At 37.4% G+C, this 13,853-nt stretch carries 10 protein-coding genes; 3 read left to right on the plus strand and 7 right to left on the minus strand.

What is annotated here, in order from left to right; all coding sequences use genetic code 11:
• Nucleotides 1–29 precede the first annotated feature (29 nt).
• Together pntB and pntA are read right to left on the minus strand one after the other, a co-directional pair.
• Nucleotides 30–1,427: a Re/Si-specific NAD(P)(+) transhydrogenase subunit beta gene (gene pntB, locus GA0061081_RS06840; RefSeq protein ID WP_091348699.1), complete on the minus strand. Its 1,398-nt coding sequence runs from the start codon at nt 1,425–1,427 to the stop codon at nt 30–32.
• 15 nt (nt 1,428–1,442) lie between these two features.
• A complete protein-coding gene (gene pntA / locus GA0061081_RS06845; protein ID WP_091348701.1) occupies nt 1,443–2,975 on the minus strand; it encodes a Re/Si-specific NAD(P)(+) transhydrogenase subunit alpha in 1,533 nt (510 codons plus the stop codon).
• 317 nt (nt 2,976–3,292) lie between these two features.
• Between pntA and mukF the strand changes: the two genes are divergently transcribed.
• The 3 genes from mukF to mukB are packed head-to-tail and all read left to right on the plus strand — an operon-like array spanning nt 3,293 to nt 9,811.
• Nucleotides 3,293–4,615 (plus strand): chromosome partition protein MukF, encoded by a 1,323-nt coding sequence (mukF, locus tag GA0061081_RS06850; RefSeq protein ID WP_091348704.1) that lies wholly within the window; start codon nt 3,293–3,295, stop codon nt 4,613–4,615.
• A gap of 43 nt (nt 4,616–4,658) precedes the next feature.
• Nucleotides 4,659–5,390, plus strand: coding sequence for a chromosome partition protein MukE (gene mukE, locus GA0061081_RS06855; RefSeq protein WP_091348788.1), 732 nt, complete (start codon nt 4,659–4,661; stop codon nt 5,388–5,390).
• A 2-nt stretch (nt 5,391–5,392) separates the two neighbouring features.
• Entirely contained in the window at nt 5,393–9,811 is a 4,419-nt protein-coding gene (gene mukB, locus GA0061081_RS06860) for a chromosome partition protein MukB (protein WP_091348707.1), read from the plus strand.
• Between the two features lie 177 nt (nt 9,812–9,988).
• Here the strand turns inward: mukB and GA0061081_RS11100 are convergent, their stop codons facing one another.
• The 5 genes from GA0061081_RS11100 to GA0061081_RS06880 form a co-directional block, all read right to left on the minus strand.
• Nucleotides 9,989–10,150 (minus strand): hypothetical protein, encoded by a 162-nt coding sequence (locus GA0061081_RS11100; protein ID WP_167349325.1) that lies wholly within the window; start codon nt 10,148–10,150, stop codon nt 9,989–9,991.
• A 548-nt stretch (nt 10,151–10,698) separates the two neighbouring features.
• Nucleotides 10,699–11,634, minus strand: a complete 936-nt coding sequence (locus tag GA0061081_RS06865) for a DNA primase family protein (RefSeq protein WP_091348710.1) — start codon at nt 11,632–11,634, stop codon at nt 10,699–10,701.
• Nucleotides 11,586–13,079: a primase-helicase zinc-binding domain-containing protein gene (locus tag GA0061081_RS06870; protein WP_091348713.1), complete on the minus strand. Its 1,494-nt coding sequence runs from the start codon at nt 13,077–13,079 to the stop codon at nt 11,586–11,588. The genes GA0061081_RS06865 and GA0061081_RS06870 overlap by 49 nt, the downstream gene beginning before the upstream one ends.
• Nucleotides 13,079–13,573, minus strand: coding sequence for a hypothetical protein (locus GA0061081_RS06875; RefSeq protein WP_091348717.1), 495 nt, complete (start codon nt 13,571–13,573; stop codon nt 13,079–13,081). Before GA0061081_RS06875 ends, GA0061081_RS06870 begins: the two co-directional genes overlap by 1 nt.
• Nucleotides 13,573–13,803 carry a hypothetical protein gene (locus tag GA0061081_RS06880; RefSeq protein WP_141683348.1) on the minus strand — a complete coding sequence of 77 codons (231 nt, stop codon included), beginning with the start codon at nt 13,801–13,803 and terminating at the stop codon, nt 13,573–13,575. The genes GA0061081_RS06875 and GA0061081_RS06880 overlap by 1 nt, the downstream gene beginning before the upstream one ends.
• Between the last annotated feature and the right edge of the window lie 50 nt (nt 13,804–13,853).

Below are 13,853 nucleotides of genomic sequence, written 5' to 3' on the forward strand. Positions count from 1 at the left end.
GAAGCCGCAGTATATTAATGAATTAATCATTAAAGGTTTTGTAATACTTTTTCAACACTATCTTTAGCATCACCAAATAACATATAGCTATTTTCTTTAAAGAATAGTGGGTTTTGTACACCTGCATAACCAGTATTCATTGAGCGTTTAGAAATAACAACCGTTTTTGCTTTCCAAACTTCAAGAACAGGCATGCCAGCAATTGGACTATTTGGATCTTCTTCTGCCGCTGGGTTAACAGTATCGTTTGCACCAATAACCCAAACAACATCAGTATCTGGGAAGTCATCATTGATTTCGTCCATTTCAAGAACGATATCATATGGCACTTTCGCTTCAGCTAATAATACGTTCATATGACCTGGTAAACGTCCGGCAACAGGGTGAATACCAAATCTCACTTCAATATCCATTGCACGTAGTTTTTCTGTAATATTACTTACTGCACCTTGTGCTTGTGCAACAGCCATACCATAGCCAGGAACGATGATAACAGAACGCGCTTCTTTTAATGTTTGTGCAACTTCAGCAGGTTGCATTTCACGGTATTCACCTTGTTCTTCATCTGATGAACTTGTTGAACTGCTATCACTACCGAAACCACCAGCAATAACACTAATAAATGAGCGGTTCATCGCTTTACACATAATGTATGAAAGAATTGCACCTGATGAACCAACTAATGCGCCTGTTACAATTAATAGATCGTTACCTAACATAAAGCCCGCTGCTGCTGCTGCCCAACCAGAATAAGAGTTTAGCATTGAGATTACCACTGGCATATCAGCACCACCAATTGAGGCAACAAGATGGAAGCCAAATACAAATGCAATTATTGCCATAATTAATAGACTAATGAGTGCACCTGTTCCATTTTCTACTTCAATGAAGGTATACATTAATATGATCGAAACAACAATCGCAGCTAAATTCCAATAATGTTTATTTGGAATAGAAAGTGGTTTAGAGCTAATACGGCCATTTAATTTACCGAATGCAACAACAGAACCTGAGAAAGTTACAGCCCCAATGAATACACCCACAAAAATTTCGACTAAATGTACAGTAAGCTCATTACCATGAAATAGTTGTGAATGACTGTTTAAGTCTAAAAAGCTATTTAAACCAACAAGTACAGCTGCCATACCAACAAAGCTATGTAGTAGCGCAACAAGTTCTGGCATTTGCGTCATTTCAACTTTCTTAGCAAGGTATAACCCAATTGTTGCACCAATAATCATTGAGATTACGATCCAGTGTAATCCACCCTTGATACTAGCTACTGCTGCAATAAGTGCAATAGCCATACCAATCATACCGTAGATATTTCCTGATTTGGCTGATTCTTGGTTAGAAAGACCACGTAAACTAAAGATAAAAAGTAATGCAGCAATAACATAGGCTGCTTGAATGATTCCATTACTCATGGTTTATTCCCTCCCTTACTTGCCACGTTGAAACATTTTCAGCATTCTTTGCGTAACAAAGAATCCGCCAAAAATATTAATACTAGCGATTAAAATAGCAACAAAGGCAATTGCTGTACTTAGACCGTTGTCATCACCGATTTGCAATATTGCTCCGACTAAAATAATACCAGAAATTGCATTAGTTACTGACATCAGTGGAGTATGTAGAGAGTGCGTAACATTCCATACAACGTAATAACCAACCACGCAAGATAAAGCAAAAACAGTGAAATGCCCTAAGAAGCTTTCGGGTACAGAATTCGCAAGCCAGAAATAGGCTAGAATGGCTAATGCAAAAATTCCATATTTTTTACGTGGATCCATTGGTTTTGGTTCAGGTTTAGCAATTGGCTCAGAAGTTTTTTTCTGAGGTTGTGCTGATACTTGAATTGGTGGTGCTGGCCACGTTATTTCTTTTTCTTTAACCACTGTTACACCACGGATAACAACATCTTCAAAGTTAATATTAATATTGCCATCTTTTTCTTTAGCTAGCAGTTTTAATAAGTTAACAATGTTTGTACCATAAAGTTGTGATGCTTGAGCTGGCATACGATTAGCTAAATCGGTATAGCCAACAATTTTTACATTATTTTCAGTCTCGAAAACTTCGCCCGGTTTAGTTAATTCACAGTTACCGCCAGTTAATGCTGCTAAATCAACAATAACACTACCTGGTTTCATGGATTCAACCATATCTTTAGAAATAAGTTTTGGTGCCGGTTTTCCCGGAATTAACGCTGTGGTAATAATGATATCTACATCTTTAGCTTGTTCAGCAAATAGCGCCATTTCGGCTTCAATAAAGGCTGCTGACATTTGTTTAGCATAGCCATCGCCAGATCCTGCTTCTTCTTCAAAATCAAGCTCTAAAAAGTCAGCTCCCATACTGTTAATTTGTTCAGCCACTTCAGGGCGAGTGTCAAAAGCACGAACAATCGCACCTAAACTTACTGCAGCACCAATTGCTGCAAGGCCAGCAACACCAGCACCAATAACTAATACTTTGGCAGGAGGGACTTTACCTGCAGCGGTAACTTGACCAGTAAAGAAACGGCCAAATTGGTTTGCAGCTTCAATAACTGAACGATAACCAGCAATATTAGACATTGAACTGAGGGCATCTAAAGATTGTGCACGTGAAATACGAGGCACACAGTCCATTGCCATAACAGTAATATTTTTAGCTGCTAGTTTTTCTAATAATTCTTTGTGTTGCGCTGGGTAAATATAACTGATGAGAGTTAACCCTTCTTTCATTAACACGATTTCATCATCAGTTGGTGCATGAAATTTCAAAATTAAATCATTTTGCCAAATGTCTTGTGTATTTTGGATTGTGGCTCCAGCATCAATAAAAGCTTGGTCTTCAAAATGAGCAGCATGCCCAGCACCTTGTTCTACAGAAACTGTAAAACCAAGTTTTAACAGTTGTCCAACAGTTTGGGGAGTTGCTGCAACTCTAGCTTCATTGGCTAACCGCTCTTTAGGTATACCGATATGCATTTTGTTACATCCTTACGTTAGTTTATATAGAGTATATTAATTTTAGCATAAATAGGTATCAGTGCGAGTAGGGAATCTATTTTTTATGCAAGAAATAAGATTTTAATTTATTTTGATGATATTTATTAATTAATATTATTATAAGTTTATATTTAAGTAGCCAGAATTTTAATAATACAGTTTTAATTCTTTCATCGAATTCCATTACAAATTTACTCTATATTGTTATATAATTGACGATATTTCTGTTTATACCGTAAACAATGGAAGCTCTACGGTATGTTTCGATTTTGTTCTCGTTGAATTGAGGAACTTTTATGATTGATTTTTCCCAATCAGTGCCGGAACTGGTCTCTTGGGCAAAAAAGAATGATTTTTCGATCACTTTGCCAGTTGAAAGGTTAGCTTTTTTATTGGCTATTGCCGTATTAAATAGTGAACGTTTTGATGGCGAAATGACAGAATCTGAATTGATTGATGCTTTTAGGCATGTTTCACAAATTTTTGAACAAAGTGAAGATACCATCACTATACGAGCCAATAATGCAATTAACGATTTAGTGCGTCAGCGTTTTATTACGCGGTTTGCAAGTGAAATGACTGATGGTTTTTCAATTTATCGTTTAACACCATTAGGGATAGGCATTTCTGATTATTATATTCGCCAGCGCGAATTTTCAACATTGCGCTTATCCATTCAATTATCTATTGTTGCGCAAGAATTAAAACGTGCCGCAGATGCAGCAGTCGAAGGTGGTGATGATTTACATTGGCACCGAAATGTCTTTGCTCCGTTAAAATATTCGGTCGCAGAAATTTTTGATAGTATTGATATCACCCAACGTGTCATGGATGAACAGCAAACCGATGTGAAGCAAAATATCTCGGCGTTATTAAGTCAAGATTGGCAGGCCGCAATTACCAGTTGTGAAGGATTACTTACCGAAACATCGCAAACATTGCGCGAGTTACAAGATACTTTAGCCGCTGCTGGCGATAAATTACAAGCCAGTTTACTTTTGATACAAGATGCAACGCTTGATAAACCTGAACTAGATAAAATTAACAACGTAGTCATGGATCTACAAGGTAAGCTTGACCGCATTATTGGTTGGGGACAAAAAGCCATAGATCTTTGGATAGGTTACGATCGACACGTTCATAAATTTATTCGTACAGCTATCGACTTAGATAAAAACCGTGTATTTTCACAACGTTTACGCAAATCGATTCAAGGATATTTTGATTTACCTTGGTCACTGACTTTTGCTAATGCTGAACGCTTACTTGATATGCGTGATGAAGAGTTAGCGTTACATGATGCCGAAGTGACGGGGGAATTACCATCAGAGCTTGAATTTGAAATGATTGAAGAAATTCAAGAACATATTATTGCGCATATTGAACAAAATTTATTGGTTTTTAAACAAGAGAATAAACCACTTGATATGGGTATTGCCATTCGCAGTTATTTAGCTCAGTTCCCACGTGAGCAGCATTTTGATATTGCAAGGTTATTCATTGATCAAGCTATTCGTCTCGGTATTGCCGAAGATGATCTGCTTGGTATTCCTGCTGAATGGAAACTTATTAACGATTATGGAGCTAAGGTGCAAGCACATGTCATCGACAGATACTAAAGATTTAGAAATAGAACAAACGGCTCATCATCTTGATGATGTCATGGGGCGCATTGCGGCAAGTTCTCAGGCGTCCATAGATAAATATATGCCTGTAAAATTGGCGCAAGCGATTGCTAATCCTATTTTTCCAGAATTGGATAGTTTATTACGTTCAGGCCGTCATGTTGGTATTGATGAACTTGATCATCACGCATTTTTAATGGATTTTCAACTTGAGCTTGAACAATTCTACCAACGTTATAATGTTGAATTAATTCGAGCTCCTGAAGGTTTTTTCTATCTTCGACCTCGTTCAACAACATTAATTCCAAGATCTGTTTTATCTGAACTTGATATGCTTGTTGGTAAGGTTCTTTGTTATTTGTATCTAAGCCCTGAACGATTAGCGCACGAAGGTATTTTTACCCTACAAGAGCTATTTGATGAGCTAGTTTCGTTAGCTGACGAAAGTAAACTACTTAAATTAGTGAATCAACGCTCAACGGGGTCAGATTTAGATCGTCAAAAATTATTTGATAAAGTAAAAACGGCGTTAAATCGATTACGACGGCTTGGTATGATTTTTTTTATTGTTGGAAACGACAGCTCACGTTTTCGTATTAACGAAGCTATTTTTCGATTTGGGGCTGATGTTCGTAGTGGTGATGATGCGCAAGAAGCCCAATTACGTTTAATCCGAGATGGCGAAGCAATTAAAATTGAATCGACCTTAATCTTAGATAATGATAACAATGAAGAACAAGATGATGATGTTAATGAGGAGATAGAATAAACATGATTGGACACGGCAAATTTCACTCATTAACTCTGATAAACTGGAATGGTTTTTTTGCTCGAACGTTTGAGCTTGATCAGCTAGTTACAACCTTATCTGGTGGTAATGGTGCAGGTAAATCGACCACGATGGCGGCTTTTGTTACAGCATTGATACCGGATTTAACCTTATTACATTTTAGAAACACCACCGAAGCGGGGGCAACATCTGGCTCACGTGATAAAGGTTTGCATGGTAAGTTAAAACCGGGTGTTTGTTATTCAATGCTGGATGTAATTAATTCTCGTAACCAACGAATTATCTGTGGTGTACGTTTACAGCAAGTTGCTGGGCGTGACAAAAAAGTGGATATTAAACCATTTTTACTGCAAGGTTTACCTGTCGTTATTAGTCCTACAGAATTAGTTACTGAACGTTTAAATGATAAACAAGCACGCATTTTATCGTTGCCAGAGTTAAAAGATAAAGTCGAATCAATGGACGGCATTATTTTCAAACAATTTAACTCGATTACTGATTATCACTCAGTTATGTTTGACTTTGGTATATTACCTAAACGTTTACGTTCTTCATCTGATCGTAGTAAATATTATCGCTTAATTGAAGCCTCGCTGTATGGTGGGATTTCAAGTGCGATTACTCGTTCACTACGCGACTATTTATTACCTGAAAATGGTGGTGTACGTAAAGCTTTCCAAGATATGGAAGCGGCACTTCGTGAAAATCGAATGACATTAGAAGCGATTCGAGTTACACAATCCGATCGTGATTTATTTAAACATCTTATTACCGAATCGACCAATTATGTTGCTGCTGATTATATGCGTCATGCTAACGAACGTCGAGTGCATATTGAATCTGTACTTGGCTTGCGTCGTGATATGTTTAAAACGCAAGATCAGCTTATCAGCAATCAATACCGCCAAATAGAAATGGCGAAAGAACTTAAAGAATATCAAGAATCGCAAAGCGATTTGGAAACTGATTTACAAGCCGCTAATGATCACCTCAACTTAGCACAAACAGCGCTACGTCAACAAGAAAAAATTGACCGCTATCAAGCAGATTTAGATGACTTAAATTTAAAACTTGAAGAACAAAACGAAGTGGTGCTTGAAGCGAATGAACAGTACCAAGTTTACCGTGATCAGGTCAACGAAACAGAGCAAGAAGTTGATGAAATCAAAACACAGTTAGCGGATTATCAGCAAGCACTTGATGTTCAACAAACACGAGCAATTCAATATCAACAGGCTTTACAGGCATTAAAGAATGCTCAGTCATTATGTCAGTTACCAAAACTAGGTATTAGCAATATCGAAGATCACTTTGCCGTGTTTGATGAAAAGCAAAAAGAGATCACCGAACAAGTTCTTGAACTTGAACAAAAATTAAGTATATCTGATGCCGCCATTAATCAATTTGATCGAGCTTATCAATTGGTCGTTAAATTGGTTGGTGATGTAACTCGTAGTGATTCCTTTGTAGCTGCAAAAGAAGCATTAAGACAGTGGCCATCACAATGTTATCAAGCTGAACAAGCGGAACATTTACAGCTGCAACTTGATGAACTAGAACAACGTTTTTTTGAACAAAAAGAAGCGGAATCATTATTAACACAATTTTGTAAACGTATTGGGCGACAAATTAATTATGATGAGCTTGACGAATTAAAACAAGAGATCGAAACCCAGCTAGATGAGAATGCTGAACGGGCTAACGAATCAAGCGAAAAACGTATTGAATTTAGGCAAGAACTTGAGCAAATTCAATCGAAAATTTCCGATTATCGACAAAAAGCACCACTATGGTTAAAAGCTCAAGATGCTCTAATTGCTTTGCAAGAACAAACAGGTGACACATTTACTCACAGCCAAGCTGTAACACAACATATGCAACAGCTGCTTGAACAAGAACGTGTTCTTGTAACTGAACGCGACCAAATCAATTTTAGGCGTAGCCAGCTTGATGTCCAAATCGAACAACTTAATCAACCAAGTGGTGTGGACGATGGGCGTTTAACTTCGTTAGCTGAACGATTTAATGGTGTGCTACTCTCTGAAATCTATGAAGATGTAACCATTGATGATGCACCTTATTTTTCAGCACTCTATGGCCCTGCAAGGCAAGCTATTGTTGTGCCTGATTTATCATTAGTGAAACAGCAATTAGAAACCCTAACGGAAAGTGATGAAGATTATCCTGAAGATATATACTTTATCGAAGGTGATCCTTCATCATTTGATGATAGTGTTTTTGACTGTGAGGAAATGAATAAATCGGTACTAGTCAAAACAGGCGATCGTCAATGGCGATTTTCGAGTTTTCCAAGTGTACCACTATTTGGTCGTGCCGCGCGTGAAGTTCATCTTGAAAAACTATCTGCTGAACGTGATGAATTACATGAACGTTTTGCAACGCTCTCATTTGATTTACAAAAATTACAACGTATTGAGCAAAATGTTGGACAATTTATAGGACAATATCTTGCTGTTGCTTTTGATATCGATCCTGAAGCGGAAGCACAAAAATTAGCGATAAGACGCACCGAAATTGAGCGTCAATTATCATCTCAAGAAAGCATTGATCAGCAAAACCAACAACAAGTTATTAATTGCAAAGAGCAACTAGTTACCGTCAATAAGCTTATTGCTCAGATGCACTTACTTGCAGATGATGATTTAGCGGATCGGGTTGATGAATTACGTGAGCAATTGGTTGCAGCGCAAGAATCTGCGCAATATGTTAATCGTAATCGTAACACTGTTTCAGAACTTGAACCTTTAGTGGCAGTTTTACAAAGTGATCCCGAACAAAATGAATCGCTTCGTGAACATTACAACACTGTTAAAGCACAACAACAAACGATTCGTCAACAAGTCTTCGCGTTAACTGAAGTCATGCAACGCCGAGCTCATTTTAGTTATGAAGATTCGGCTGGCATGTTGGGCGAAAATAGTGATTTAAATGAAAAATTACGGTCTCGATTAGAAGTAGTTGAAGTCCAAAGAGCTGAAGCGCGTAGCCAGATGCAACAGTATCAAGATAAATACAACCAATATAACCAAACGCTGGCTTCGCTTAAAAGTGCATTTGATACTAAACGCGATATGCTGCAAGAACTACAAAAAGAGATCGAACAAATTGGCGTAAAAGCTGATGCGATCACTGAAGAACGAGCTCGAATTCGCCGTGATGAAATTCATCAAAAATTAAATAATAATCGCCTGCATTGCACATCGCTTGAAAAACAACTAATTATGTGCGAAAGCGAAATGACACAAATGCAAAAACGCCTTACACAAACACTGCGTGATTATAAGCAACTACGTAAGCAAGTTGTTGAAGCCAAAGCAGGGTGGTGTTTAGTATTACGTTTAGTCAAAGAAAACAGTGTTGAACGGCGTTTACACCGTCGGGAGCTAGCTTATTTAAGTGCTGATGAGTTGCGTTCAATGTCGGATAAGGCATTAGGTTCGTTACGTCTGGCTGTTAATGATAATGAACATTTGCGAGATGTATTAAGACTATCAGAAGATCCAAAACGGCCTGAACGTAAAATTCAATTTTACATTGCAGTTTACGCTCACCTACGCGAGCGAATTCGTCAAGATATTGTCAAAACTGATGACCCTATTGAAGCAATTGAACAGATGGAAATAGAATTATCACGTTTGACCGAAGAGCTAACATCCCGTGAGCAACAATTAGCGATTAGCTCAAAAAGTGTGTCTAATATTATTCGTAAAACGATTCAACGTGAGCAAAATCGTATCCGCTTACTTAACCAAGGTTTACAAGCAGTGGCCTTTGGGCAAGTTAACGGTGTACGTTTAAATGTCAATGTTCGTGAAGCCCACTCTTCACTGCTAGTCGCATTGTCTGATGAAAAAAATGAGCATCAAGATCTGTTTAGTAATAATCGCATAACGTTCTCTGAAGCGTTAGCTAAACTCTATCAACGCTTAAATCCACATATTGATATGGGACAACGTACTGCGCAAAATATTGGTGAAGAGCTACTTGATTACCGAAATTACTTAGAAATGGATGTTGAGGTCAATCGAGGTGCTGATGGTTGGTTACGAGCTGAAAGTGGCGCACTATCAACAGGTGAAGCAATTGGTACAGGGATGTCGATTTTACTAATGGTGATTCAAAGTTGGGAAGACGAATCTAAGCGTCTGCGCAACAAAGATATTTCACCGTGTCGTTTATTATTCTTGGACGAAGCTGCTCGACTAGATGCCAAATCTATTGCAACGTTATTTGAGCTTTGTGAACGGCTAGAAATGCAATTAATCATTGCAGCTCCAGAAAACATCAGTCCAGAAAAAGGCACAACCTACAAATTGGTTCGTAAAGTGATCAATAATCATGAGCATGTTCATGTGGTTGGTTTGAAAGGTTTTGCGTAATTTTCTATTATGTTGTAACGTTTTCGCCGACAAATTGTCGGCGAAATTTTATTTTTAACTGCAAGTAGCCTATTAGTATCTTCTTTTACTAAATTATATAAATAAAACGTTATGATAGCCTAAATAAAAGTGACTACTTGGCTAATCTTGCTGATTGGTTTCTTCTCTCTTGTGCCTTTAGGTTCTTTTAATGTTTTTGACATTTTCAGTTGCTATAGACGCCATTTTACTCATAGTATTCCTTAAGATTTTGCCATCATCAGTTTTAAATGATGCAAGTTGTTCTAGTCCATTTTGATCTACTTCAAAATAGATTGCTTCGACATACGAGCTATACATAAAAGGTATTATTACAAGAATTACAAGCTGCTTTAAGTTGCTGAAATAGCCTTCAAGGCTTGTTATTACTGGATTTGATGTGCTTTGTTGGATTTAAAAGAATGTTACTGTTTATTGATTTGGTGCGTGGGCGGGACTTGAAAATACCTTATTAAAGCCTTTTTGAAAAAGGATTTTATTTTTTTCTTATTAGATAAATAGTCCCAAACATAGTCCCAAAATAAAAAGTGACCTCCAAAATTAGGTATTTTAATCTAGCCACATTGAAAGGTTAAAAAAATTGGTTTTAGAATTTTGACGGTGTAAAAATTTATCTAGGTGAGCGGTATCCGTTAATTATGTTTTAGATTTTTTATACCTCCCCCATAAAAATAAAATTTAATAAAAAAGTATGCACGGTGTTCACTACTTGCTTGAAGCCTTATTCTAAAAGGGTTTGAGTGGTGTATACTTAAATGTTTACTATTCACAAGTGTACACTTTAGGTATTCACTCAATAAAAAACCGCCAATTAGGGCGGTCTTATTTTAGTGGCTCAATTTGAGCTACTAGTTAGGATCTTCGGCTTTAGGTAGCCAATCTTTACACCTATCTGGGTTTATTTCTAAATTAGTTTTTACCCCTATATTAGTTCGTTTTTTAATGTACGCCTTTCTATTTTCTTTTATGGCGTAATTTAATGATAAACCGAACCCACTCAAGGACAATGGATTATTAAGCCCTGTATTGCGCACATACTCAATATAAGCATGATATAAATATTTTTTAGGGTTAAACGGTATTATGCCTAAATTACCCATAAGCATACCATTGGAATGATCCAGCACATCAAGATAACTACAAAAATCCACTAAGTGGTCAGATTCGCGTTTAATCACCGTCGCTTCGTCTGATTGTTGTTGCTGGTGTAGTCTTTCTTTAGCTTCTGCTGGACTGGTAAACTCATTTAATAGCAACCTCACAATTGAGGGGAGTTCTTGCTCTATTTTGTTAACCAAGTTTAAATCTCGCTCTTTTTCAGGGATGACCTCGCCGAAGTGAAAGATAACTCTACGCCGTGATATACCGCCGTTACGCTCGTTAAATCTCATTGCCTCGTTATTGATAACCAAAACTACCGCAGGGATTTTACAAGAATAGGGTTGCTTGTGTTTTGGGTCTATTGCGACTTCATCACCGCCAGTAATCGCTTTTAATCCTGCACCACTCCCCATATAACGCGGTTGGTCGGGTAATATGACTAATGAGTAACCCACGATTAAGGCTCTGTCCCTTGCCTTTTCTAATGCGTCCATAGTGCCTATTACAGTATTGTTTTTACCTGATAACATCGTCGCAATTTCAGCAAAAACACTTTTACCGCTACCGCCTGCGCCTGTAACCTCTAAGAATAATTGCCAGTCATGACGATTAGCCAATATCATATATAGCGCAGCTAAGATATTTTTAGCCTTATCTTGATTGCCTGATGCTCTTTTAGCCATTTAGCGAAGTTTGGCGCGTGAGTATCAAAAGATTCATTTTCTTTGGCAGGGTAGTAATCAATATCATTACTGACTAATAGCCAATCTTGCTTATTGTGAGGTCTAAAGGTTTGGCTTTTTAGCTCATACACCCCATTTCTAAAGCAGATTAAATCCTTTTGAGGTATTCCCATTATAGGCAGTGATAGCCTGAGCGATTCAACAGCCGAGCTTATCCTTAAGGGGTTAAATAGTTCACCTGATTGGGTAAATAAATCGGCTAACGTTCGCATTAAGACTTTATCGCTGATAGGTTGCCATACATTATCTTGATAGTGATAGATTTCATCTGTTCTTAGGTTAATCGCGAGGTTATTACCGTAATATTGGTTTAACAGGTCAGCGCGTTGACTGGATGCCATTTGCGATAAATTCATGCCTGATAATTCTTTTTTAACCTTAACATTTATTAACAGGTCACTATTTTGTAGCTCAGGTTTTATAAGGTTTGCATTAAATGAAGCTAAGGTCTTCTCAAGTCCAAATTGTTGCCTGTAATCGTCCCAATCAGCTTTAAAATCGGTATCAGGTATTGAGTAATAGCCATTGACGGCTTGTGCTGTTTCTATCGCTTTTTCTTTTCCTGTGTTTTTGTCATTACCTATATCATTATCACCTGCAATGATGATTTTAGCTGCAGGATTTAGTTCGCGAACAGCCTTAGCTACATGAATAAGATTCCCCGCATCAACCGCCGCGATAATTATCGCATCGCGATGGCGGAATTCCGCTATCGATATCCCTGTGGCTAAGCCCTCACAGATTATAATCTCATTATGTGAGCGCAATTTTGCACATACTTCCGCAGGTCTACTCATAATTGAGCTGACTAAAATAAAAGCCCCTTTTTTATTTGAGCCTTTCATTAAGTGCTTACTGCCGTCTGATTCGATAAACTGTGCGCCTGCGTATTCATTATGAAGATTCAGCATAGGCGCAAAAATGCGCCCGTTATCCAGTAAAGGTAAATCAAAGGTTAACCCTTTCTTGGTGAGGTATTCAGATTGCCCTAATGATGTTTTATAGAGTAAATATTCGACCTTTTTACATACGTGATTTTCTGGTATGTTGTTATTATGCAACTGTTCAGAATCTATCTTTTTAAATACGGTTTTTTCTCGTATTTGGTCACTCTGATTAGGCAGATTCAGATATTCCGCTACTTTGATTGATGCTTCTTTAGCATCACAATGGTAATAGTGTTTAATCAGCTCTAAGCCGTCACCACTACCACATTGATTACAAATATAAGTACCTCGTCCATTTTGATTATCAAATCTAAATCTATCTTTACCACCACATATAGGGCATGGGCAATGCTTACCGTTGCCGACTTCAATACCTAATGAATGAAAGATATAATCCCATTTACCTACCGCTTGGGCTGTAATATCACTTATTTTCATCACATGCTCCTCCAATAAGTTATTGAGCCTGATTCAGCTTGATTTATTGCTACTTGTCGCGAAAAACTAGCTGAATCAAATAAGAAATAGTCTTTTAATTTAATACCACTGATTGGTGGTATTTGTTTTATTCTCGCTTCAGGTTCTTTTTTTATTGTTCCCTTAAATTCCTTATTTTCTCTTTTTATGGACTCAAGAAACCTAGTTTTTAAATTCAACCCCATGTAATGAATTTTAAAGGACATCCGCGCGCTCGTAGTGACCACCGAAAAATCTTGCCTAACGTGTCGGAAAATTAAAAAAGTTACGAAAAAGTAGCTATTTGGCTGGCTATTGATATCAATAAAATCTTTATTGCTGACCAAGAAGAAAGATTTCATCTTTGGGATAGCCTTAATCTTACCGTAGTGATCTACTAAGCGATTATTTAGGGTTTGGATATACTGCCCTATTACTAGGGCTTTAAAATGGTTTAAATTGGCTTGTAAGATCATTATGCTACCTCACCCAATAACCGAATCATATAGCTTTGTGATAGTTTGATAAGTTCCGCTTTTCGTTTTTCGTAATTCCAACCCATATCAATTAGAGTAATATTTGATTTTTCTAAGTAGGCTAGGTGATTAAGCTGTTGTTCATTAAGATAGTCACGAATATCACCAGTAAGATTATGTGATTTTCTGAAAGCCTTTGCGGACATACCAAGCACAATACTATTAATCATATTAAATTCATTAGTGTAGTGATGTGGTTTAGTCTCTTTACTTTGTGATA

This window comes from Gilliamella bombicola, assembly GCF_900094945.1.
Classification (GTDB): Bacteria; Pseudomonadota; Gammaproteobacteria; order Enterobacterales; family Orbaceae; genus Gilliamella; species Gilliamella bombicola.